Source organism: Streptomyces sp. NPDC007991, assembly GCF_042958445.1.
Lineage (GTDB): Bacteria > Actinomycetota > Actinomycetes > Streptomycetales > Streptomycetaceae > Streptomyces.
Map to the genome: position 1 here is coordinate 29,231 of NZ_JBIBJD010000016.1, position 22,237 is coordinate 51,467.

18 protein-coding genes are annotated in these 22,237 nt (G+C 72.7%); 11 read left to right on the forward strand and 7 right to left on the reverse strand.

The features are described 5' to 3' along the window. Positions 1-14 precede the first annotated feature (14 nt). The 7 genes from ACFZDA_RS35610 (at position 15) to ACFZDA_RS35640 (ending at position 5,793) form a co-directional block, all read left to right on the forward strand. On the forward strand, positions 15-956 hold the full coding sequence (locus tag ACFZDA_RS35610; RefSeq protein ID WP_391089655.1) for an OB-fold domain-containing protein: 942 nt from the start codon (positions 15-17) through the stop codon (positions 954-956). Beyond that, complete coding sequence (locus ACFZDA_RS35615; protein WP_391089657.1) at positions 953-2,017, forward strand: thiolase domain-containing protein; 1,065 nt, start codon at positions 953-955, stop codon at positions 2,015-2,017. The genes ACFZDA_RS35610 and ACFZDA_RS35615 overlap by 4 nt, the downstream gene beginning before the upstream one ends. Further along, positions 2,014-3,180: a thiolase domain-containing protein gene (locus ACFZDA_RS35620; RefSeq protein WP_391089659.1), complete on the forward strand. Its 1,167-nt coding sequence runs from the start codon at positions 2,014-2,016 to the stop codon at positions 3,178-3,180. Before ACFZDA_RS35615 ends, ACFZDA_RS35620 begins: the two co-directional genes overlap by 4 nt. An 82-nt stretch (positions 3,181-3,262) precedes the next feature. Continuing rightward, the gene (locus tag ACFZDA_RS35625) at positions 3,263-3,505 is read left to right on the forward strand and encodes a DUF397 domain-containing protein (RefSeq protein ID WP_010033039.1); all 243 of its coding nucleotides are present in this window, start codon (positions 3,263-3,265) and stop codon (positions 3,503-3,505) included. 188 nt (positions 3,506-3,693) lie between these two features. Then, positions 3,694-4,596, forward strand: a complete 903-nt coding sequence (locus ACFZDA_RS35630; RefSeq protein WP_391089661.1) for a universal stress protein — start codon at positions 3,694-3,696, stop codon at positions 4,594-4,596. A 40-nt stretch (positions 4,597-4,636) separates the two neighbouring features. Next, the gene (locus ACFZDA_RS35635; protein WP_391089663.1) at positions 4,637-5,236 is read left to right on the forward strand and encodes an ABATE domain-containing protein; all 600 of its coding nucleotides are present in this window, start codon (positions 4,637-4,639) and stop codon (positions 5,234-5,236) included. A 59-nt stretch (positions 5,237-5,295) separates the two neighbouring features. Then, entirely contained in the window at positions 5,296-5,793 is a 498-nt protein-coding gene (locus ACFZDA_RS35640) for a hypothetical protein (RefSeq protein WP_086562455.1), read from the forward strand. Positions 5,794-5,871: 78 nt separating this feature from the next. On the opposite strand, the gene ACFZDA_RS35645 is transcribed toward ACFZDA_RS35640, so the two are convergent. Further along, positions 5,872-7,011: a phosphotransferase gene (locus ACFZDA_RS35645; protein ID WP_391089667.1), complete on the reverse strand. Its 1,140-nt coding sequence runs from the start codon at positions 7,009-7,011 to the stop codon at positions 5,872-5,874. A gap of 234 nt (positions 7,012-7,245) precedes the next feature. Here ACFZDA_RS35645 and ACFZDA_RS35650 point away from each other — a divergent pair, with 234 nt between their 5' ends. Next, the gene (locus tag ACFZDA_RS35650; protein ID WP_391089668.1) at positions 7,246-8,739 is read left to right on the forward strand and encodes a hypothetical protein; all 1,494 of its coding nucleotides are present in this window, start codon (positions 7,246-7,248) and stop codon (positions 8,737-8,739) included. Positions 8,740-8,744: 5 nt separating this feature from the next. Here ACFZDA_RS35650 and ACFZDA_RS35655 read toward each other — a convergent pair whose 3' ends face one another. Together ACFZDA_RS35655 and ACFZDA_RS35660 are read right to left on the reverse strand one after the other, a co-directional pair. After that, positions 8,745-10,151: a SpoIIE family protein phosphatase gene (locus tag ACFZDA_RS35655; RefSeq protein WP_391089670.1), complete on the reverse strand. Its 1,407-nt coding sequence runs from the start codon at positions 10,149-10,151 to the stop codon at positions 8,745-8,747. Between the two features lie 272 nt (positions 10,152-10,423). Further along, positions 10,424-11,518: a chemotaxis protein gene (locus ACFZDA_RS35660; RefSeq protein ID WP_391089672.1), complete on the reverse strand. Its 1,095-nt coding sequence runs from the start codon at positions 11,516-11,518 to the stop codon at positions 10,424-10,426. A 284-nt stretch (positions 11,519-11,802) separates the two neighbouring features. Between ACFZDA_RS35660 and asnB the strand changes: the two genes are divergently transcribed. Beyond that, the gene (gene asnB / locus ACFZDA_RS35665) at positions 11,803-13,644 is read left to right on the forward strand and encodes an asparagine synthase (glutamine-hydrolyzing) (RefSeq protein WP_391089674.1); all 1,842 of its coding nucleotides are present in this window, start codon (positions 11,803-11,805) and stop codon (positions 13,642-13,644) included. A 25-nt stretch (positions 13,645-13,669) separates the two neighbouring features. Here asnB and ACFZDA_RS35670 read toward each other — a convergent pair whose 3' ends face one another. Continuing rightward, positions 13,670-15,241: an alpha/beta fold hydrolase gene (locus ACFZDA_RS35670; protein ID WP_391089676.1), complete on the reverse strand. Its 1,572-nt coding sequence runs from the start codon at positions 15,239-15,241 to the stop codon at positions 13,670-13,672. Positions 15,242-15,412: 171 nt separating this feature from the next. Between ACFZDA_RS35670 and ACFZDA_RS35675 the strand changes: the two genes are divergently transcribed. Next, positions 15,413-15,577, forward strand: coding sequence for a chaplin family protein (locus ACFZDA_RS35675; RefSeq protein ID WP_391089678.1), 165 nt, complete (start codon positions 15,413-15,415; stop codon positions 15,575-15,577). Positions 15,578-15,596: 19 nt separating this feature from the next. On the opposite strand, the gene ACFZDA_RS35680 is transcribed toward ACFZDA_RS35675, so the two are convergent. The 3 genes from ACFZDA_RS35680 to ACFZDA_RS35690 all read right to left on the reverse strand — a co-directional run bounded on the left by ACFZDA_RS35680 (position 15,597) and on the right by ACFZDA_RS35690 (position 21,277). After that, a complete protein-coding gene (locus ACFZDA_RS35680) occupies positions 15,597-16,331 on the reverse strand; it encodes a class I SAM-dependent methyltransferase (RefSeq protein ID WP_391089680.1) in 735 nt (244 codons plus the stop codon). A gap of 6 nt (positions 16,332-16,337) precedes the next feature. Next, entirely contained in the window at positions 16,338-20,642 is a 4,305-nt protein-coding gene (locus ACFZDA_RS35685) for an aminotransferase class I/II-fold pyridoxal phosphate-dependent enzyme (protein WP_391089682.1), read from the reverse strand. Positions 20,643-20,791: 149 nt separating this feature from the next. Next, positions 20,792-21,277 carry a deaminase gene (locus tag ACFZDA_RS35690; RefSeq protein WP_391089684.1) on the reverse strand — a complete coding sequence of 162 codons (486 nt, stop codon included), beginning with the start codon at positions 21,275-21,277 and terminating at the stop codon, positions 20,792-20,794. Positions 21,278-21,393: 116 nt separating this feature from the next. Between ACFZDA_RS35690 and ACFZDA_RS35695 the strand changes: the two genes are divergently transcribed. Beyond that, on the forward strand, positions 21,394-22,179 hold the full coding sequence (locus ACFZDA_RS35695) for a GNAT family N-acetyltransferase (RefSeq protein ID WP_391089686.1): 786 nt from the start codon (positions 21,394-21,396) through the stop codon (positions 22,177-22,179). Positions 22,180-22,237: the final 58 nt, after the last annotated feature.

A 22,237-nucleotide genomic window follows, 5' to 3' on the forward strand; every position in this document is an offset into this window, starting at 1 on the left:
GAGGCAAGCCCTCGATGCCCGAAGTCCTCAAAGCCCCGCTCGTCGTCGAGTTCCCCTTCACCCGCTCCCTCGGCCCCGTCCAGAGCGCCTTCCTGACCGGCCTGCGCGAGCGTGCCGTCCTGGGCGTGCGGGCGAGCGACGGCCGCGTTCTCGTCCCGCCCGCCGAGTACGACCCCGTCACCGCCGAGGAGATCCGCGACCTCGTCGAGGTCGCCCCGACCGGCACGGTCACCACCTGGGCCTGGAATCACGCCCCCCGCCGCGGTCAGCCCCTCGCCACCCCCTTCGCCTGGGCCCTGGTCCGCCTCGACGGCGCCGACACCGCCCTGCTGCACGCCCTCGACGCCCCGGGCCCCGACGCCGTGCACACCGGCATGCGCGTCCGCGTCCGCTGGGCGGCGGAACGCACCGGAGCCATCACGGACATCGCCTGCTTCGAGCCGTACGACGGCGACCCACCACAACTGACAGGAACCACCGGGCAGTTCGAGGAACCGGTGTCCGGCATCGTGGCCGCCGCCCGCCTCGACTACACCTACTCACCCGGCCGCGCCCAGACCGCCTACATCAACGCCCTCGGCGACCAGCGGACTGTCGGCGAGCGCTGCCCGGCCTGCCGGAAGGTCTACGTTCCGCCCCGGGGTGCCTGCCCCACATGTGGGGTGGCCACATCAGAACAGGTCGAGGTGGGGCCGCGCGGCACCGTGACCACGTTCTGCATCGTCAACATCAAGGCGAAGAACCTCGACATCGAGGTGCCCTACGTCTACGCCCACATCGCCCTCGACGGCGCGGACCTCGCCCTGCACGGCCGGATCGGCGGCATCCCGTACGACGAGGTCCGCATGGGCCTGCGCGTCGAGCCCGTCTGGACCGAGGGCGGCCGCCATCCCGACCACTACCGGCCCACGGGCGAACCGGACGCGGACTACGACACCTACAAGGAGCTGCTGTGACGAGCGCACCCGGGGGCCGCGAGATCGCCGTCGTCGCCTTCGCCCAGACCGTCCACCGGCGCACCAGCGACGAGCTCTCCGAGGTGGAGATGCTCATGCCGGTGCTGCACCAGGTCCTCGACCGGACCGGCATGAAGACCGCCGACATCGACTTCACCTGCTCCGGCTCCAGCGACTACCTCGCCGGCCGCGCCTTCTCCTTCACCCTCGCCCTCGACGGGGTCGGCGCCTGGCCGCCCGTCTCCGAGTCGCACGTCGAGATGGACGGGGCCTGGGCCCTGTACGAGGCCTGGACCAAACTCCTCACCGGCGACGCCGACACCGCCCTGGTCTACGCATACGGCAAGTCCTCGCCCGGCTCGGTCCGCGACGTCCTCACCCGCCAGCTCGACCCGTACTACCTCGCACCCCTGTGGCCCGACTCCGTCGCGCTCGCCGCCCTCCAGGCGCAGGCCCTCATCGACGCCGGCGACACCGACGAACCGGCGCTCGCGGCCGTCGCCGCCGGCAACCGGGAGGCGGCGGCCGCCAACCCGCACGCACAGCTCAAGGGGCCCGTCCCACAGGGCGACTACCTCGTACGCCCGCTGCGCACCGGCGACTGCCCGCCCATCGGCGACGGGGCCGCCGCCGTGATCCTCGCGGCGGGCGACCGGGCCCGCGACCTGTGCGCACGCCCCGCCTGGATCCGCGGCGTCGACCACCGCATCGAGGCCCACGGCCTCGGCGTGCGCGACCTGACCGACTCGCCCTCCACCCGCCTGGCCGCCGAGCGGGCCGGAGCCTTCGAACGGCCCGTCGACACCGCCGAACTGCACGCGCCCTTCACCGCCCAGGAGATCGTCCTGCGCAAGGCCCTCCGCCTCGACGACGGCGTCGTCGTCAATCCCTCCGGCGGCGCCCTCGCCGCCAACCCGGTCATGGCCGCCGGTCTCATCCGCATCGGCGAGGCCGCCGCCCGCATCCACCGCGGCGCGTCCGACCGCGCCCTCGCCCACGCCACCTCCGGCCCCTGCCTCCAGCAGAACCTGGTCGCCGTCCTCGAAGGGGAGCCCCGATGAGCAAGGAGCCCGTGGCCGTCGTAGGCATCGGCCAGACCAAGCACGTCGCGGCGCGCCGGGACGTCTCCCTCGCGGGACTGGTCCGGGAGGCGGCCCGCCGGGCCCTGGACGACGCCGAGCTGACCTGGGCCGACATCGACGCCGTCGTGATCGGCAAGGCGCCCGACTTCTTCGAGGGCGTCATGATGCCCGAGCTCTACCTCGCCGACGCCCTCGGCGCCGTCGGCAAGCCCATGCTCCGGGTGCACACGGCGGGCTCGGTCGGCGGCTCCACCGCCCTCGTCGCCGCGAACCTCGTCGCGGCCCGCGTCCACGGCACCGTCCTCACCCTCGCCTTCGAAAAGCAGTCCGAGTCGAACGCCATGTGGGGCCTGTCCCTGCCCATCCCCTTCCAGCAGCCCCTGCTCGCCGGAGCCGGCGGGTTCTTCGCCCCGCACATCCGCGCCTACATGCGGCGCAGCGGCGCCCCCGAGACGATCGGCGCCCTCGTCGCCTACAAGGACCGCCGCAACGCGCTGAAGAACCCCTACGCCCACCTGCACGAGCACGACATCACCCTCGACAAGGTCATGGCCTCGCCCATGCTGTGGGACCCGGTCCGCTACTCGGAGACCTGCCCCTCCTCCGACGGCGCCTGCGCCATGATCCTCACCGGCCGCGCCGGAGCCGCCCGGGCCCCGCGACCGCCCGCCTGGATGCTCGGCGGCGCGATGCGCAGCGAACCGACCCTCTTCGCCGGCAAGGACTTCGTCTCCCCGCAGGCCGGCCGGGACTGCGCGGCCGACGTCTACCGGCAGGCCGGCATCACCGACCCCCGCCGCGAGATCGACGGCGCCGAGATCTACGTCCCGTTCTCCTGGTACGAGCCGATGTGGCTGGAGAACCTCGGCTTCGCCGGCGAGGGCGAAGGATGGAAGCTCACCGAGGCGGGCGTGACCGAACTCGACGGGGACCTGCCCGTGAACATGTCGGGCGGTGTGCTGTCCACCAACCCCATCGGCGCCTCCGGCATGATCCGCTTCGCGGAGGCGGCGCTCCAGGTGCGTGGACAGGCCGGGGAACACCAGGTGGACGGCGCCCGCCGGGTCCTCGGACACGCCTACGGCGGCGGCTCGCAGTTCTTCTCCATGTGGCTGGTGGGAGCCGAGCCCCCGGACTCCTGAAAGGTCCCCCTCACGTGCCCTGTCGGCCGTGGGACGCGATCGCTAGGCTGGCCGCGGACGACGAACCGGGAGGAGCACGGACGTGGCCGAGACCACCACCCAGCAGCGCCCGCTCACGGGCTGGGACAAGCCGGAGCTGGACCTCACCAACGCACAGTGGCAGTCCAGCAGCCGGGGGCGGGGCGATGTCCAGATCGCCTTCGTCGAGGGCTTCATCGCCATGCGCAACAGTGCCCGCCCGGAGAGCCCCTCCCTGATCTTCACGCCCGCGGAGTGGGGCGCGTTCGTGTCGGGAGCGCGGGAAGGGGAGTTCGACCTCACCTGACGCCACGCCACGCCACCGCGACCGCGGCAACCGCGTGAACCGTCCCGGACCGGCCGTGGCCCCACGGCCGATCCGGGGGTGTTCCGCCCGCGTTTTCCGGACACGCGATCCGAGACTCCTCCCGGGACCCGCGCCTGAGCCAGGCTGGCCGCTTGAGGCACGGTCGTATCCCGGAAGGCGAGGAACCCATGAGCACCCTGCCGGTCATCGCGGCGGTCGACGGTTCGGACGGCAGCCTGCGCGCCCTGGAGTGGGCCCTCGACGCGGCCCGCCGGCGTTCGGCACCCCTGCGTGTCGTGCACGTACGCCAGTACGCCCACTGGGCGCAGCCCGAGGTGCTCGCGGCCGGAGGGCCGGACCCGCAGGAAGACCCGGTGCTCGACCGGGTCCGCGAACATGTGGAGAGCCTCTCCGCCCGGCCGGACACGCAGTACGTCGCACTGGAGGGCGCGCCCGGCGCCGTCCTGCCCGAACTGGGCTCTTCCGCCCAGCTGCTGGTCCTCGGCTCCCGGGGCCGCGGCGGCTTCGCCAGCCTGCTGCTCGGCTCCAACGGCATGGCCGCCGCCCGTGACGCCGAGTGCCCCGTCGTGGTGGTGCCCCGGCCCGGACGCGACGTCCCCGGCGAGGCGCCGTCCGGTCCCGGCCCGCGCGTGGTCGTGGGCCTGAAGGTGGACGGTCCCGACGAGGCCACACTGGAGTTCGCCTTCGCCGAGGCCGCCCGGCGCGGCGCCCGGCTCCAGGTGGTCGCCGCCTACCCGTGGCCCGCCCAGCCCTGGATGATGCCCGGCGACATGCCCCCGGCGATCGTCGACCAGGACGTCATCGAGGACGAGACCCGGGTCCTCGCCGAGGGCTTCCTCGCCCCGCACCGCGAACGGCACCCCGACGTCCGGGCCGAGACGCTCCCGGCGGCGGGCGACGCCGCCGGACACCTCGTGGCGGCGTCCCCGGGCGCCGACCTCGTCGTCGTGGGCCGTCACCGGCGGCACCTGCTGGCACCCGCCCGCATGATGGGCTCGGTCACCCACGCCGTCCTGCTGCACGCCGCGAGCCCCGTCGCGGTGGTCCCGCCGGCACCGCCGGAGGACTGACCCCGCGGTCATGGATACCGGCAGGCCTATCATCGGGATCATGCGGGAACCGATCAGCGGGGACGCCCGGCTCGCGCTGGACCTGGCCCTCACCATCCGGCACGACGGCAACGGCGGGGTCGCCGACGACCTGACCGACCCGGCAGGCCTGACCGCCTGGGTCCGGGCACACCCCGAGGTCCTGCCGGACGCCGGCCGTTTCACCGCCGGCGCCGCCCAGCTCGCCACCGTCCGGGACCTTCGGGCCGCCGTCCGCGCCCTCTTCGCCCACGCCGTGCGTCCCGGCACGCCGAGCCCTGCCGACGCGGCCCGCCTCCTGCCCGTACCCGAAGCCGTACGGCGCCTCAACGAAGCCGCCGCCCGCACCCCCACCGTGCCCGTACTGGACTGGCCCGAGGGCACCGGACCCGACGTCCGTCACCAGCCCGCACACGGCGGCGACGACCTGGCGTCCGCCCTCGCGCACGCCGTGATCGCGTTCCTCACCGGCCCCGACCGCGACCGGCTGCGGGCCTGCCACGCTCCCCGCTGCGTGCGGTACTTCCTCAAGGGCCACCCGCGCCAGGAGTGGTGCACACCGTCCTGCGGCAACCGCGCCAGGGTGGCCCGCCACCACCAACGGCACCGGACGCCGGCCTGATCCGGATCGGGTCGTCGCCCGAGCGGCGCTTCGCAGGCCGGGCCACGTACCATGGCGGCATGTCGTTCCTCCGCCGCCGCAGCGCCACGCCCGCCGGGCCCGACTTCGACGTACTGGCCATGGACCCGGGCGACTGGCCCGGCAACCTCGGTGCGGGACTGCTGCCCGCTCCCGACGGCACCTGCCAGGGCGTCTTCCTGCGTTACGACCTGTTCGGCGGCCGCGGCCCCGCGATGATCATCGGCAATCTGCCGGAGGGCTCCCCGGCCCGCGAGGTCCCCGAGGGGCAGGTCCCCTTCGAGGTGGGGCAGCTGCTGCTGGCACTGGAGAACGACGAGGAGGTCACCGTCGTCGGCACCGAGGACGTGCCGGTGATGCAGGGCGACAACCTCCTGATCGTGCGCCGCGTCAAGCTCTCCGAGGGCCGCATCTCCTGCGTGCAGTTCGACCGCAGCGACAACGTCCTGGTGACCATCGCCGCCTGGGACCGCCCCATCACGGACGACCTCTACGCCCTTCTCAAACCGCTGCCCGCGGAGCTGTTCCAGCAGGACTGAGCCGACGGGCGGCACCGCCGCACACACGAAGGGGCCGCTGTGGGCGGGCCCCGCCACACAGCGGCCCCTTCGTCCCCGTCAGCGAGTGCCGACCGCCGCGCGCACGGCCCGCCGGGCCATCTGGCAGTCGTCGTGCAGCCGCCGCAGCAGCAGCCGCTGCTCCTCGCCGGACGGCGCAGCACCAGGGTGGGCCGTACCCGGTGCCGCCGGGGTCGCGTCGTGCATCGAACGCTGCACGGCCGTCTCGTAGGTGCGGATCTCCCGGGTCAGCACCAGCATCAGGTTCACCAGGAAGGCATCCCTGGACGCCGGACCCGCCGACTGGGCGATCTGGCTGATCTGGCGACGGGCCACCGGTGCGTCCCCGAGCACCGACCACAGCGTCGCCAGGTCGTACCCCGGCAGATACCAGCCCGCGTGCTCCCAGTCCACCAGCACTGGACCGGCCGGTGACAGGAGGATGTTCGACAGCAGTGCGTCGCCGTGGCAGAACTGGCCCATGCTCTGCCGCCCGGCCGCCTGCGCGATGCCGTGCAGCAGCTTCTGGAGATCACCCAGGTCCCGGTCGGTGAGCAGGCCCAGCTCGTGGTACCGCGAGATCCGGGCCGCGTAGTCCAGCGGGGCGCCGAACGTGCCCGCCGGCGGCCGCCAGGCGTTCAGCCGGCAGAGCGCGCCGAGCGCCGCCCTGATGTCCGCCCGCGGCGGCGCCTCGGCCGGGTGCCGCTGGAGCGCCGCCACCCGCCCCGGCATCCGCTCGATCACCAGTGTGCAGTTGTCCGGGTCCGCCGCGATCAGTCTCGGCACCCGCACCGGAGGGCGGTGCCGGACGAACGAGCGGTACGCCGCTATCTCGTGGCGGATCCGCTCGGACCAGGCGGGGGAGTGGTCCAGTAAGCACTTGGCGACGGCCGAGCTGCGACCGGTCGTGCCGACCAGGAGCACGGACCGCCCGGTGCGGCGCAGGACCTGCACCGGGGCGAACTCCGGGCAGATGCGGTGCACCGCCGCGATCGCCGTGCGCAACTGCGCGCCCTGGGGGCCGGACAAGTCGAGTCTCCCGCTGAGCGGTTGGGTGCCGAGTACCGCGCCGCGCCGTGCCCTGCCCGCACCGAGCACGGGGGCCGCCGGCCGCGCGGGGGCGAGGTAGGGGCCGCTGTCCATGGGACGGGGGTGCAGCGACCGGGGCGGTGCGGACACGGAGGACGATGCTGCGTACATGGGCTGAACAGATCCCTTCGTGTGCCTGCGACGACAGCGCACCACCCGGCCCGGGCTCCCGGGATCACCCTGGGGAATGTCCCTGCGGCGACCGGGTCGGGGTGGCGCGTTCCTACCTGACACCCGATGACCAGTGGCACACCATCTGGCGCACCCTGGCGAACCCTGGCGAATAGTCGCCCGGCAAGTCTCCCCGGGCTACTGTCAACTCAGCCGAGAACCTGGGGGCTTGACGTGGGCGGACAACCCAACACCCGGCTCGCGGACCTGTTCGGCCTGGCCGGCTGGTCCAAGGGCGAACTCGCGAGGCTGGTCAACCGGAAGGCGGCGGCCATGGGCCACCCCCAGCTGGCGACCGACACCTCCCGGGTGCGGCGGTGGATCGACATGGGAGAGATCCCGCGCGATCCCGTGCCGCGGGTGCTGGCGGCTCTGTTCACCGAGCGTCTCGGCCGTGTCGTGACCATCGAGGACCTCGGTCTGGTCCGGCACGGGCGTACGGGGAAGCGGCAGGGCGGCGGGAGTGCGGAGTCTCCCGACGGAGTGCCGTGGGCGCCCGAGCGGACCGCCGCGGTCCTCACCGAATTCACGGGAATGGACCTCATGCTCAACCGACGCGGCTTGGTGGGCGCGGGCGCCGCGCTCGCCGCGGGATCCGCACTCAGCAGCGCCATGTACGACTGGCTGCACACCGACCCGGCCCTGGCTGCCGACGCTCCCGACCTCGACCATCCCCTGCACGCCGACCCCGCTGGGTTCGACCGTTACGAGGCCGCCCCCATCGGGTCGCAGGAGATCGAGGAACTGGAGCGCTCGGTCGAGGTGTTCCGCGCCTGGGACGCGGCCCGCGGCGGCGGGCTCCAGCGCAAGGCCGTGGTGGGCCAGCTCAACGAGGTGGGCGGCATGCTCGCCTACCGTCACCCACCCCATCTCCAGCGGCGCCTGTGGGGCGTCGCCGCCAACCTGGCCGTCCTCGCGGGCTGGATGTCGCACGACGTCGGCCTGGAGCCCACGGCCCAGAAGTACTTCGTCATCGCCGCGCACGCGGCCAGAGAGGGCGGGGACCGGCCCCGCGCGGGCGAGGCACTCTCCCGCGCGGCCCGCCAGATGGTCCACCTGGGCGAGCCGGACGAGGCCCTGGACCTGATGAAGCTCGCCACGTCCGGCTCAGGCGACGAGGTGCTGCCCCGTACCCGGGCGATGCTCTGCACCATCGAGGCCTGGGCACAGGCCTCCATGGGCAAGGGCCAGGCCATGCGCCGCACGCTGGGGCAGGCCGAGGACCTGTTCGTCTCCGACAAGGCCGACGTACCACCGCCGGACTGGATGCAGACCTTCAAGGAGGAGGACCTCTACGGCATGCAGGCCCTGGCCTACCGCACGCTCGCCGAGTTCGAGCCGGGCGCGGCCGCGCATGCCCAGCACTACGCGGAGAAGGCGCTCGCCCTGCGGGTCGACGGCCGGCAGCGGTCGAAGATCTTCGACTATCTGTCCATGGCCTCGGCGTGTTTCATCGCGGACGACCCCGAACAGGCCGACCGGTACGCGCGACTGGCGCTGGTGTCGATGGGCTCCAACTCCTCCCACCGCACCTGGGACCGGCTGCGCCAGATGTACCGGCTCACCGCCCAGTACTCCGGTTATCCGAAGATCCAACAGCTGCGGGAGGAGATCGAGCTCGCCCTGCCGAAGACGAAGGGCAGGGGCGGCAACCACGCACGGGCCTGAGTTTCCTACGACGTGACCCTGGCGACGAGCACGCAGGCGTTGTCCGCGCGCTCGCCCTCGCCGAACTCCTGGACCACCGTCCGCAGACAGTCCTCTGCGCCGGAGGTCCCGGCCAGCCGCGGCGCCAAGTCGAGGAGGAGGTTCGCGGCCGCCGTTCCGGTGTGCCCGGGTACCAGCCCGTCGGTGTGCAGGAGCAGCAGGTCGCCCACCTGAAGGGTCTCCTCGGCCTGCCCGTAGGCGGCGCCCGTGGTGGCGCCGAGCAGGACGCCGTCGGGTGCGTTCAGCACGCGCCCCGTCCCGTCGCGGAACAGCAGCGGGGCGGGGTGTCCGGCCTGCGCCCAGACCAGGGTGCGGGTCGCGGGGCGGTAGCGGCAGCAGACGGCGCTGCCGAGGGCCGGCTGCACGGTGGCGTCGAGTAACTGGTTCAGCCAGCCCATCAGCCGGCCGGGCGGGGCGCCGGCCATCGCCATGCCGCGAACGGCGCCGAGCAGCATCGTCATGTTCGACGTGACACCGACGCCGTGTCCGGTGAGGTCGCCGACGCTGAGGAGCGTCTCGCCGTCGGCCAGTTCGAGTGCGTCGTACCAGTCACCGCCGATCAGCGTGTGCGTGGACGCCGGCAGACGCCGAGCCGCGAGGTCGAGGGCCTCGGGACCCCGGTGCGGGAGCCGCAGGGAGCCGAGCCACGGGGGCAGCACGGCCTCCTGCAACTCGGCCGCGAGCCGCTGTTCGGTCCGCTCGTCCCGCTGCCGGTCGGTGAGCGAGTCACGGGTCTCGCTCACCACCCGCTGGCTGCGGCGCAGTTCACTGACGTCCCGCAGCACGGCCCACATCGAGGCGGTGCTGCCGTCGGCGTCGAGCACCGGTTCGCCCATCATGTGCACGGTCCGTACGTCGCCGCCCTGGCGCGCGATGCGGAACTCGCCGTCGATGGGGCGGGCGTCGACGAGGCAGTTCGTGACCATCGCCGTCAGCTTCGGCCGGTCCTCGTCGAGCACCAGGGCCGGCAGCTCGTCGAGGGTGAGCGGGGGAGCGGCGGGGTCGCGGCCCAGGATCCGGTACAGCTCCCCGGACCAACTGGCCTCGTCCGTCAGCAGGTTCCACTCGGCGCTGCCGACCCGGCTGAGCAGTGAACCGGGTGCGGGCGCGGCGGGTTCCGGGGCCGCTGGGGGCAGGGGTCCGTCCCGCAGCTGGGCCAGGTGCTCGTCGAGGTCGTTGAGCTGGTGCAGGGCCAGGTCGTACAGGGCGCGCTGCCAGCGTCCCCGGGGGTGGTCCGATTCCGCTCCCTCGGTGTCGCGCCGCACGGCGTCCACGTCGCCCTTGAGCCGCCGCGTCTGCGAGATCAGCGCGTCGACCGACCCGCGTCCGGGCGGCTGGGCGGCTGGGCGGTCCGCGGAGAGGTGGGACGGCATGACGCACTCCGATGCGGGGACGGTACGACCAAGGCGGACGGAGGGACCGGTTACGACTGTCGCACAGCCCGCCACGCCCTGTAAGGGATTCGGCGACACACGATACGGTGGTGCTTCTGGCATATGCCACAGTCTCACGGAGTTACTCCGAGGTAGGTGCGGAGTACGCCCTCCGGAGGATCAAGTCGTAGATTACACAGGGAGTTTGACGACCCGTCGGGACGCCGCGGCCCGGTTGCCGCGTGTGTTCGACGGCTCTGTGTTCGAGGACTTCAGTACCGCAGGACGCCGGCGATGCCCTCCGCCTCACCCAGGGCGCCGTCCGGGACGAAGCGGACGTCGGCTCCGGTCTCCAGGCACTGTTCGACGATCTCGTCCACGATGTCCTCGCGGGACCCGGTGCCGGCATCCTCGGCGAGGACCAGATGGTCCCCGGCGTCGCTGACCGTCACACGGTAGTTCTCCTCGACGGCCAGCAGCCGGACGCGCCCGTCCCGGGCACTCTGCCAGAGCTCGTCGACACCGGCGGCGAACTCCCGGCGCCCACGGGCCGTTTCGAGAGCGCGGGCCACCGCGTCCGTGTCCCTGCGGGCCTCCGCCTCGATCACCGGCCGGACGGCCTGCCACACGGAGTCGGGCGTCCCGTGCGCGAGGCCGCCGTGCGGGACGTGCACCGCCCCCTTGGTGACGCTGCCGACCTCGTCCAGCAGGGCGAGGGCGGCCGGCGGGCCGGTGACGTACAGCGGTCGCGGGTGCTCGCGCAGGACGGTGCTCATCGCGGTGTCGGTCTCGCGCAGGAACTGGCGCGTGCGCTCCTCCCGGAAGGCGCTCGGCAGGTCGCCGATCCGTTCCTGCCGTTCCGGGTCGAAGTTCTCCACGCGGCGGGTCAGCGGGAAGCCGTCGGCGCGTTGCTCGACGACGCGGTCGAGGCCGCCGTTCCACAGGGTCGCGCGGTCGGCGGAGAGGGACAGCACCCAGAACGGCCGCTCCGCTGTCTGGGCGGAGACGAGGTTGCGGGTGAGGAAGGTGTCCGAGAGCACCACGCGTTCGGGCACGGACCGGGCGAGCGACCACACCTGGTGCTCACCGGAGGCGGCGAAGATCGCCAGACCGTCCTCGGCGTGGGTCAGATCGACCTCGGACAGGGCCTGGTCGAGGTGGTGGGCGACCTCGGCCCGCCGTTCGCGGCCGACCGCCGGATCTGCCTCCAGCTGTCGCTTGGCCTCGGCCACCGCATTGCGCAGCCGGACCTGGTCCTGGGCCTTGTGGGGATCGCGCCGGTGGGTCGGCGTCAGCACGGAGACCGCGGGGTACGGGCGCGGGCGCCGCAGCTCGGCAAGGGTCGCGGGACTCAGAACGTGCTCCATGACAGAACGATAGAGCGGATTCACCCTTAGGGCATTCGGGGCAATCCGCATCCACCAGCCGGGGCGTCGCCGTCGGGGAGTTGGGGAAATCTTTGCCGCTGGCCGATTTCCGGCGGGGGTCTCCCGTTGTGCGGCGGGTCCGCGGATATCGCGCGTGCAAAGTGCGGCTGGATCTGAGGGGTGACCGGGGCCGCTCGCGCCGCGGGCGAGTTGACCTCGGGCCGCGGGCGTAACACGCTCGAAATCTAGATGGCCAATACAACTGATTTGCGGGAGGTACGTGTATGTGCGGCATCACCGGCTGGGTCTCCTTCGACCGCGAGCTGAGTGCCGAGACGGCGACCCTGGACGCGATGACCGAGACGATGGCCTGCCGCGGCCCGGACGACCGCGGCGTCTGGACCGAGGGACCCGCCGCCCTCGGACACCGCAGGCTCGCGATCATCGACCTGCCCGGCGGCCGCCAGCCCATGACAGCCGCCACCCCGCACGGCACCGTCGCCCTCGTCTACTCGGGCGAGGCCTACAACTTCACCGAACTGCGCGGCGAGCTCGCCGCCCGGGGCCACCGCTTCACCACCGACTCCGACACCGAGGTCGTCCTGCGGGGCTACCTCGAATGGGGCGACGCCGTCGCCGAGCGCCTCAACGGCATGTACGCCTTCGCCGTCTGGGACGGCCGCACCGGCCGGCTCCTGCTGATCCGCGACCGCATGGGCATCAAGCCCCTCTACTACCACCCCACTCCCGACGGCGTCCTGTTCGGCTCCGAGCCCAAGGCGATCCTCGCCAACCCGCTGGCCCGCCGACGCGTCGGCCTCGACGGCCTGCGCGAGCTGTTCACCATGGTCAAGACCCCGGGACACGCCGTGTGGGAGGGCATGCGCGAGGTCGAGCCCGGCACCGTCGTCACCGTCGACCGCACGGGCGTGCGCCACCGCACCTACTGGGAGCTGCGGACCCGCCCCCACACCGACGACCGCGACACCACCGTCGCCACCGTCCGCTCACTCCTCGACGACATCGTGCGCCGCCAGCTCGTCGCCGACGTGCCCCGCTGCACCCTGCTCTCTGGCGGCCTCGACTCCTCCGCCATGACGGCCCTCGCCGCCCGGCAGCTCGCCGAGCACGGCGAGCGGGTCCGCAGCTTCGCCGTCGACTTCGCGGGTCAGGCCGACAACTTCGTCGCCGACGACCTGCGCGCCACCCCCGACACACCCTTCGTGCACGACGTGGCCCGGGACGCCGGCACCGACCACCAGGACATCGTGCTGGACGCGGACGCCCTCGCCGACCCCGGCGTGCGGGAGAAGGTGATCAGGGCCCGTGACCTGCCGGCCGGTCTCGGCGACATGGACGCCTCGCTCTACCTGCTCTTCCGGGCCATCCGGGAACGGTCCACGGTGGCCCTGTCCGGCGAGTCCGCCGACGAGGTCTTCGGCGGCTACCAGCAGTTCTTCGACGAGGAGGCCCGCCGGGCCGACACCTTCCCCTGGCTGGTGAGCCTCGGCCGGCACTTCGGCGACGACGCCGACGTCCTGCGCCCGGAACTGGTCAAGGCCCTCGACCTGGAGTCGTACGTCGCCGACAGCTACCGCTCCGCCGTCGCCGGCGTCCGGCGCCTCGACGGCGAGAGCGACTTCGAGTTCCGGATGCGGCAGATCAGCCACCTGCACCTGACCCGGTTCGTACGGATCCTGCTCGACCGCAAGGACCGCGCCAGCATGGCCGTCGGCCTGGAGGTCCGGGTGCCGTTCTGCGACCACCGGCTCGTCGAGTACGTCTACAACGCGCCCTGGGCGCTGAAGTCCTTCGACGGCCGGGAGAAGAGCCTGCTCAGGGAGGCGACCGCAGACCTCATCCCCCGGTCCGTGTACGACCGGGTCAAGAGCCCCTACCCGTCCACGCAGGACCCGAAGTACGCGGTGGCCCTGCGCAACCAGGCGAAGGACCTGCTGGCGCGGCCGGACCACCCGGTCTTCGACCTCGTCGACCCCGAGCGGCTCCGGCAGGCCGCGCACCGCGACACGCCCGTGAGCAGCCAGGCCGCACGCCGGGGCCTGGAGCGGGCCCTCGACCTGGCGATGTGGCGGGACCTCTACGCGCCGGAGGTCTCACTCCGCTGACCGGGGGATCCGTGGCCGCACCGGCTCACCCGGTGTCGTTCTCGGAGCCGCAGGAGCTGCCGTCCGGCGGGAGCGTGCCGTACAGCAGGAACGCGTCGACCTTGCGGTGCACACAGGTGGAGGAGCCGTAGCCCGTGTGGCCCTCGCCCCGGTTGTCGAGCACCACGGCCGACGAGCCGAGCCGCTCGGCCGTCTCCACCGTCCAGCGGTACGGCGTGGCCGGGTCGCCCCGGGTGCCGACGAGCAGCATCCGCGGGGTGTCGAGGTCCTTGACCTCGTCACGGATGAAGTCGGTGCCCTTGGGGCGGCCGTAGCACATCAGCACCTGGGTGAGCCGGTACCGGCCGAAGACCGGCGACGCCCGCTCGTACCGGGCGCGCAGCCGGCCGAGGTCCCTGCCGATCTGCTCGGCGGCCGGGCGGTCGGGATCGTCCGCGCAGTTCACGGCCATCAGCGCCGCCGGCAGGTTGTCCAGGGGCACGTCCTGCGGGTCGGTGAGCCCGCCGTGCGCCGCCCGCCACGGCGGGTGGGCGACGCCCCCGGACGCGAAGGCCTCCATACGGCTGGTGTCGCCGTCCTCGAGCAGTTGCGCGACGGCCCGCTCCAGCGAGGGCCACAGCTCCCTGCTGAACAGCCCCTGCGCGAGCGCGCCCGCGAAGTCCTGGCCTGAGAACGCCTCGCCGAAGTCGGTCGGCACCGGATCCCGGTCGAGCGACTCGACCACCTTGACGACGTGCTCCCTGGCCTCCCGCGGGTTCTGCCCGAACGGGCAGGCGATGTCCTGCGTGCACCAGGCGAGGAAGTTCTCCAGCGCGGTCTGCTGTCCCTGTGCGGTCACCACGCCCTGCTCGGACAGCGGCTCGGTGAGCGTGTCGACGCCGTCCAGCACCATCCGGCCGACCTTGCCGGGGAACTGGGCCGCGTACACCGCGCCGAGCCGGCTGCCGTAGGAGAAGCCCAGGTAGTTGAGCTTGTCGTCGCCGAGCGAGTCGCGAATGACGTCCAGGTCGCGGGCGGCGTTCACCGTGCCGATGTGGCGCAGGACGGGGCCCGAGTGCTCGGTGCACTCGGCCGCCGCGTCGCGCAGCTTTTCGAGTGCGGCCTGCGGGTCGGCCAGGACCGTGTCGCCGTCCGCCCCGTCCAGGGGGTCGTCCGGGGCGTTGCCGCAGCTGACCGGCGAGGAGCGGCCGACGCCCCGGGGGTCGAAGCCGACCACGTCGTAGCCGTTCGTCAGGCCCATGAAGTCCTTGCCGGCCAGGGCGAGCTGGCCCACGCCCTGACCGCCCGGACCGCCGAAGTTCAGCAGCACCGAGCCCCGGGGCTTTCCCGTGGCCCGGTAACGGGCCAGGGCGAGATCGAGGGTCTCTTTCCCGGGCCGGGCGTAGTCGAGGGGGACGGTGACCTTGCCGCACTGGAGGTCCTTCGGCATGTCCTCGCCCTCGCATGCCGACCACGTGACCTTCTGGCCGTAGAAACGCGCCAGGTCCGGCGCGGGCTCGTCCGCGGCCGGCAGCCCCGCACCCAGCAGGGCCAGCCCGGCCGCACAGGGGAGTGCGCAGCGCCTCATCGAGGGGCGCGTGGACAGCTTGGCCAGCATCGATGCCTCCAGGGGCGCCCCACAGCGGACCGGGACCGGCGCCCTCGCCCACCATAAGCGGGCACCGGAAGCCGCGCCTGCGCACGAGCGGGCGGGGGGAGGAGTGCCTTGTCCTGCACGGCCGCGTCGCGGGACGGCAGGGAACCTATGAAACGGGTTACCCGAAACGGTGTGATCGCCGTCGCCGCCGCCTCGGGCGCGATGGTCCTGACCGTGCCCGCGTACGCCGGTTCCGGAGCGGAGGGTCCGGCGGCCGGTTCACCCGGTGTGGTCTCCGGCAACACCATCCAGCTGCCGGTGCCCAGGGTGTCGCGGTGGTCCTCGGTGGAGTCGTAATGCTCCGGAGGAGGTGCCCTCAGACCGCCTCCGCCACCCCCGTCAGCAGCACCATCCCGGAATCGCCGTAGTCCGGCAGGGTCGGGTCCGGGTCGATGTGGGTGACGTCCAGGTCGCGGGTCAGCGGGGTGAAGACCTCGGTCACGGTGGCCGGACTCACCGGGCAGCCGGGCCAGCGGGACGCCGGCCCGATGCGGTACGTCGGCATGTTCTCCATGAACGCGGCGATCACGTGGCCGCCCGGCTCGACGGTGCGGACGAACGTGCGGCAGAAGTCGGCGAACTCGGCGAAGTCCTCCGTCGCGCCCTCGGCGACGAAGTGCATGGAGGCGAGTTCGTACGAGCCGGCCGGCAGGGTCCGGACGTCGGCGTGCACGACGTTCACATGCGCCAGCGCCCCGGCCAGGGTCGCCGGCACATCGGGGTTGAGCCGCCGGCACAGCGCGTGGAAGGGGAGCCAGCTCGTGTCGAGGCGGTGGCAGATCTGGTCCTGGAGGTAGGCGACGTTGCTCGCGCCCGCCTCCACGGCGTCGATCCGGCGGCTCACGGCGGACGCGAGGATCAGCGGGTAGAGGTTGGGCCCAGCCCCGAACTCCACCGAGCGGGCGACGGCGCCGGGCCGGAAGCGACGGTAGAAGGCGCTGTGGTGCGCGATGACCGCCGCGTCCGCGGGGTGCACCTCGCGGTAGTTCTCGCGGAGGTAGTCGGCGACCGGCCAGCGGTCCCAGTCCACGTCGTCGTTGTGCGTCGTCATGGCCCTCTAGCCCTTCAGCCGCAGGGGGAAACGCTCGGACAGCCGGGTCAGGGTCCCGTTGAGGCGGTCGATGTCGTGGTCCGAGTTGAGCGCCGTGATCTGGATGCGGAAGCCGACCCGGTCGCGCGGCACGAGCGGATAGGCGGCGAGCGTCACATAGATGCCCTCCTCCCACAGGTAGGCGGCGACCGCGTCCAGATCCGCGGGATTGGCCAGCGGAACCTCCACGATGGGCAGCCGGTCCGTGTTGAGGGTGTTCACCCCGAGTCTCTCCAGGTGATCGAGCACCCGGACCGTCTTGCGGTACAGGTCGGCCCGGATGACGTCGCCCCGCCGCTCGTTGACGTCCAGCCCGGCCAGCGCGGTGGCCAGCGACGCCGTCGGGGACGGTCCCGAGTAGAGATAGGGGGCCGCGGCGGTCTTGAGGCGGTTCTTGAGCTCCGGCGGCAGCGCCAGGAACGCGAGCAGCGACGAGTACGCCTTGGAGAAACCGGCCACGAGCACGATCCCGTCGTACGACTCCCCGGTGTGCCGCACCACGCAGTTGCCGCGCATGCCGTACGGGCAGGACTCGTCCGGCCCGCGTTCCCCGATCACGCCGAAGCCGTGCGCGTCGTCGACGTACAGCGTCGCTCCTTCGGCCCGGCACACCGCGGCCAGCGCGGGCAGGTCGGGGATGTTGCCGCTCATGCTGTTGACACCGTCCAGGCACACCAGCCGGGGCGTGCCCGGCGGCACCCCGGCCAGCAGGGCGCGCAGCTCGTCGAGCCGCTCGGCATGGAAGCGGTGCAGGGTCGCGCCCTGTGCGCGCGCCACCACGCAGCCGTCGTAGACGGTCCGGTGCGCGGTCGCCTCCACGAAGACGTGCCCGTCCTCGGCCAGCGCCGGAATCACCGAGGAGTGCACCAGCGTCAAGGTCGGCAGCAGCAGCGTGTCCGGCGCGCCCAGCAGCGCGGCGAGCCGCTCCTCGATGTCGGGGTACAGCCGCGGACTGCCCAGCAGCCGCGACCAGCTGGGGTGCGTGCCCCACTCGCGTACCGCGGGATCGACGGCCTCCATGATCTCCGGGTCCCAGTCGAAGCCCAGGTAGTTGCAGGACGCGAAGTCGATCAGCCAGTGGTCGCCGCTGCGGATGTGCCGGCCGCGCACCTCGTCGAGGACCGCGTCACTCATCGGGCTGGTGCGCCGCAGATGCTCCAGGTCGGCCCAGCGTGCCTCCCGGCGTCCCCGGGCGCCGTCGAGAAGCGGCCGCCGCGGCCGGGGCGGCGCGAAGGGGCGGGTGCTCGGCTCGCGCAGCACGTGCGCGCTCTGCTCCACGGTCATGGGCTGGGCGAAGAGGTAGCCCTGCCCGAACCGGCAGCCCATCCCGGCCAGCAGGTCCCGCTGCGCGGTGTCCTCGATGCCCTCCGCGATGACCTGGAGGCCCAGGGTGTCGGCGATCCGCACGATGCCCTCGACCAGGGCGACCTGCTGGGCGTCGCGGGCGATGTCGTCGATGAACGATTTGTCGATCTTCAGCACGTCGATGGGGAAGTCCCGCAGATAGCGCAGCGAGGAGAAGCCGGTGCCGAAGTCGTCGACCGCGATGTGCACCCCGAGTTCCTTCAGCGTGTGCAGCACCGTCTGAAGGCGGTCGTCTCGGTGCAGCAGCACCGTCTCGGTCAGCTCCAGCTGCAAGGACCCGGGCTCCAGCCCGGGGGTGGTCAGCGCCTGGCCGACCTGCTCGACGAAGCCGGCGTCGCGGAACTGACGCGCGGAGACGTTCACACTGACGTACGGCGGCCGGGCGGGACCCGGCAGCCGTTGCAGGTCCGCGATGTCGCTGACCGCGTTCTGAAGCACCCACGAGCCCAGCGGGGCGATCTGCCCGGTCTCCTCGGCCAGGCTGATGAACTGGTCGGGGGTGATGGTCGGCTGCTGCTCCTGCGGCCAGCGGACCAGGGCCTCGAACCCGACGACCTCGCCTCCGGCGATGTCCACGACGGGCTGATAACGCAGCGCGAACGACTTGTCGGCGACCGCCTGGGCCAGCTGGGACTGGAGGTCGTGCCGCTCGACCATGCGGCTGCGCAGCAGCGGCCGGTAGCGGCGCCACTGACGCTTGCCCGCCGCCTTCGCCGCGTACAGCGCCAGGTCGGCGTGGCCCAGCAGGTCCTCGGCGTCCGTACTGTCGCGCGCGGTGGCCACGCCCACACTGGCGGACACCGTCACCGACTCGTCGTCGAGATCGAACGGCCGGCTCAGCGTCTGGATCACCTGGGCCGCCAGCAGCTCGGCGTCGAGCGGCTGCTTGGCGTCCTCCATCAGGACGGCGAACTCGTCGCCGCCGAGCCGCGCCGCGGTGTCGGTGCGTCGCAGCGTCCGGGACAGCCGGTTGCCGACGGTGATCAGCAGCTGGTCGCCCGCCCGGTGCCCCATCGTGTCGTTGACCAGTTTGAAGTCGTCCAGGTCGATGAAGAGCAGACAGGTCAGGGACGACTCGCGGCGGCCGCGCAGCAGGGCACGCTCGATGCGTTCCAGCAGCAGCATGCGGTTGGGCAGGCCGGTCAGCGGGTCGTGGAAGGCCCGCTGTGTCAGCTCCTGTTCCAGCCGCCGCTGCTCGGTCACGTCCCGCAGCGTCACCACCAGGCCGGAGACGGTCCGCTCGTCCCGGAAGTCGCTGCACCGCACCTCCACCTCGACCCGGCCGTCCTGGCGCCGCACCCACCAGTGGTCGTGTCCGGCCCGCGCTCCGCGCTCCCGTACGGCGGCCAGTTCCCGGGCGGCCCGCTCCCGGTCCCCGGGATCCACCAGGTACGGCAGCGGCATGCCGATGAGGTTGTCGGTGCCGAAGACGGACCGAGCGGACGGGCTGGCGTAGCGGATCGTGTCGTCGTCCTCGAGGATCAGGATGACGTCGGAGGCGTTGCGGACGAGGGTGCGGAAGTACGCCTCGTTCTCCCGCCGCACGACCTCCTGGCGCAGCGTGACCCGTTCCATGGCCAGGCCCGCGTGCGACGCCAGGATCTCCAGTGAGCCCCAGGTCTCGGTGAGCTGCTGTTCGGGGGCGGCGACCAGCAGGACTCCCGGGGCGGTCCCGGTCGGACGGTCGGGCTGGGTCATGGGGCAGACCAGGACGGAGGGCAGGCCGTCCAGTTCTGCGGCGATGCCGGGTTCGAGGGCGGCCGGGCTCACCAGGTAAGAGCCGCGCGCGCCGAGGTCGGCCGCGCGCTCCGTCGGCAGCAGCAGGGTCCGGTGCGCTACGTCCGGCCCCATCAGCAGATCGACCGCCGCACGGCAGGACTGGTCGACTTCCTCCTGCCGGAAGGCCGACACCAGCGAGGCGGCGGCCCCGCGCAGCGCGAGCTCTCGCGTCACCGCATGGCGATGGGCCACCACCATCCCCGCCAGCCGCAGGATCACCAGCAGGAACAGCACGCTGGAGAAGGCCGCGATCACGGCGGCGTCCCGGGTCTGCTTGCTCAGCCCCTCGTACAGCAGGATCGCCGGCGCGATGAACGTGGCCACGGTGAGCACGACCAGCCGCCGCGGCGGCGGCAGCAGGGACTCCCGCTGCGGCACGGACGCGGTCAGCGCGACCATCGAGGGGTGCAGGGCGGCCAGGCCCCAGGCGGTGTAGAAGGCGATCCAGCCGAGGTCCAGCAGGGTGCCGGTCTGCCACAGGTTGTTCAGCTGCAGGATCCCGTACGCGATGTCGAAGCCGAGCAGGGTCACCGTGCCCACGACCAGCAGCCGCACGGCTCGGTTGGGACCGTCGAGCGGACTCGGGGTCAGCAGCCGGGCCAGCAGGGCCAGTACGAGCACGTCGCCGAGGGGGTAGGCGATGCTGATGGCGCGCTGCTGCCAGGTCAGTCCTTGCACCACCGTCAGCGGCTGCACCAGGTACACCCACACCGGCAGCGCGAGGCCCGCGGTGATGATCAGCGCGTCGAGCAGGCTCGGCAGGTCGCGGTCGGCCCACCGGTGCCGGACGAGCCCCGACAGTCCGATCGCGAAGAGCGGGTAGGTGGCGAGATAGCAGGCGTCGGCGGGGGAGGGGAAGGGGTTGGAGGCGCCGAAGTACTCCTCCATCACGTTGTAGTACGTGTCGCCCGCGATGAAGGTGAGCAGCCCGCCGGCCAGGAACCACCACGGCCACTGGTGGGTGGGCCGGTGGACACGGATGCCGGTCACCACGGCGACGACGCCGGAGAGCCCGATGACGGCCCAGAGGGCGGGAGCCGCCGCCGGGACGGTCATGTACAGGATGGTGGCACCCGTGACGAGGGCGATCTGGGCCGCCATCAGCCGACGTGCTGACAGCAAGGACATGCGCCTCCCCCCGTCGGGGAGACCGAGGCGTAGGCCTGGTCTGTTGAATTCGATCGTAAGTTCGCTCGCGCGGCCCTGCATCTTGGGCGGCCGGCCCGCAACGCCCCGGCGGCGGCGAACTTCCCGGTGGGCCGGGACCCCCGGGTGCCTCAGTCGCGTCCACGGTGGAACCGCACGTGCAGCTCCCTCACCCGTTCCGTCAGCTCGGGCACCGGACCGTCCACGACCACACCCGGTGCGATCTCATGGACGGGGAGTGTCCGCACCGGCGGCGCCGGGACCCCCAACTCACCCAGCCAGGACGCGAGTTGTGCGGACGAGGCGACGTAGACGATGCGTCCCAGACCGACCCAGGCGTGCGCGGCCGCACACATCGGGCAGTGCTCGCCGGAGGTGTAGACCGTGGCCGCCGCCCGCTCCTCGGGGGTGAGCCGGGCCGCCGACCAGCGCGCCAGGGCGAACTCGGGATGCCGCGTGCGATCACCCGAGGCCACCCGGTTGTGGTCCTCGCCGAGGACCGTGCCGTCCCCGCCGACCAGGACCGAACCGAACGGCTCGTCCCCGGCTTCGAGCGCCTCGGCCGCGAGCTCCACGCAGCGGCGCAGATACGGCAGTTCCGCGTCCTTCACGACCATGGTGCCGGATCCTTCCTGATGACGACGTGATCAACAGGACTGTACGGCGGCGGGTACGTACGGCCGTACCGGATAATCGCGTTGCCCGGCTGCCCGGCGCGTGCTGGGGTAGGCCCATGACTCAGGTGGATCGCACCGCGCTGCTCGCCCTGTTCGACCGCGAGCTGCGCGAGGGGGCGCGGCCGGACGGCCCCGGCGTCCGCGTCGAGCGGACCGGCGACGTGGTGCGCCAGGTCGCCACGGCGCAGGGCTGGAACGGCGTCCTGTGGTCCGCCCTCGACGAGGCCGCGGCGGACGTGGCCATCGCCGGGCAGATCGCCCACTACACCGGGCTCGGCCTCGGCTTCGAGTGGAAGCTGTACGGGCACGACCGGCCGGCGGACCTGGGGCCGCGGCTGCGCGCGGCCGGGTTCCGGCCCGAACCCGAGGAGACGCTGATGATCGGCGAGATCGGCGAGCTGGTTCTCGACGCCGAACCGCCGCCGGGCGTCCGCGTGGAGCCGGTCACCGGCCCGACGGGCGTCGACCTCGTGGCCGACGTGCACGAGAAGGCGTTCGGTACGGACAGCTCCCGGCTGCGCGACGAGCTCCTCGCCCGGCTCTCGGCCGACCCGGACACCGTCGTCGCCGTCGTGGCCATGGCCGGCGACGAGCCGGTGAGCGCGGCCCGCATGGAACTCGTGCCCGGCACGCGGTTCGCCGGCCTGTGGGGCGGCGGCACCGTCGAGGGCTGGCGTGGCCGCGGCATCTACCGCGCCCTGGTGGCCCACCGGGCCCACGCCGCCGCGGCACGCGGCTACCGCTACCTCCAGGTCGACGCCTCCAGCCAGAGCCGCCCCATCCTGGAACGCCTGGGCTTCACACCGCTGACCACGACGACGCCGTACGTGTACACGCCGTAGCCGACGGGGCCTCCGCCACCCAGCCGCCATGGCGCGTACGGGCACACGCCGTAGCGGA

Excerpts from the sequence above, each read along its gene's own strand:
- ACFZDA_RS35635 (WP_391089663.1), top strand. The coding sequence starts at position 4,637 with ATGCGGGAACCGATCAGCGGGGACGCCCGGCTCGCGCTGGACCTGGCC.
- ACFZDA_RS35610 (WP_391089655.1), top strand. The coding sequence starts at position 15 with ATGCCCGAAGTCCTCAAAGCCCCGCTCGTCGTCGAGTTCCCCTTCACC.
- ACFZDA_RS35695 (WP_391089686.1), top strand. The coding sequence starts at position 21,394 with ATGACTCAGGTGGATCGCACCGCGCTGCTCGCCCTGTTCGACCGCGAG.
- ACFZDA_RS35630 (WP_391089661.1), top strand. The coding sequence starts at position 3,694 with ATGAGCACCCTGCCGGTCATCGCGGCGGTCGACGGTTCGGACGGCAGC.
- ACFZDA_RS35655 (WP_391089670.1), bottom strand. The coding sequence starts at position 10,151 with ATGCCGTCCCACCTCTCCGCGGACCGCCCAGCCGCCCAGCCGCCCGGA.
- ACFZDA_RS35690 (WP_391089684.1), bottom strand. The coding sequence starts at position 21,277 with ATGGTCGTGAAGGACGCGGAACTGCCGTATCTGCGCCGCTGCGTGGAG.
- ACFZDA_RS35685 (WP_391089682.1), bottom strand. The coding sequence starts at position 20,642 with ATGTCCTTGCTGTCAGCACGTCGGCTGATGGCGGCCCAGATCGCCCTC.
- ACFZDA_RS35620 (WP_391089659.1), top strand. The coding sequence starts at position 2,014 with ATGAGCAAGGAGCCCGTGGCCGTCGTAGGCATCGGCCAGACCAAGCAC.
- ACFZDA_RS35640 (WP_086562455.1), top strand. The coding sequence starts at position 5,296 with ATGTCGTTCCTCCGCCGCCGCAGCGCCACGCCCGCCGGGCCCGACTTC.
- ACFZDA_RS35660 (WP_391089672.1), bottom strand. The coding sequence starts at position 11,518 with ATGGAGCACGTTCTGAGTCCCGCGACCCTTGCCGAGCTGCGGCGCCCG.
- ACFZDA_RS35670 (WP_391089676.1), bottom strand. The coding sequence starts at position 15,241 with ATGCTGGCCAAGCTGTCCACGCGCCCCTCGATGAGGCGCTGCGCACTC.
- ACFZDA_RS35680 (WP_391089680.1), bottom strand. The coding sequence starts at position 16,331 with ATGACGACGCACAACGACGACGTGGACTGGGACCGCTGGCCGGTCGCC.
- asnB (WP_391089674.1), top strand. The coding sequence starts at position 11,803 with ATGTGCGGCATCACCGGCTGGGTCTCCTTCGACCGCGAGCTGAGTGCC.
- ACFZDA_RS35645 (WP_391089667.1), bottom strand. The coding sequence starts at position 7,011 with ATGTACGCAGCATCGTCCTCCGTGTCCGCACCGCCCCGGTCGCTGCAC.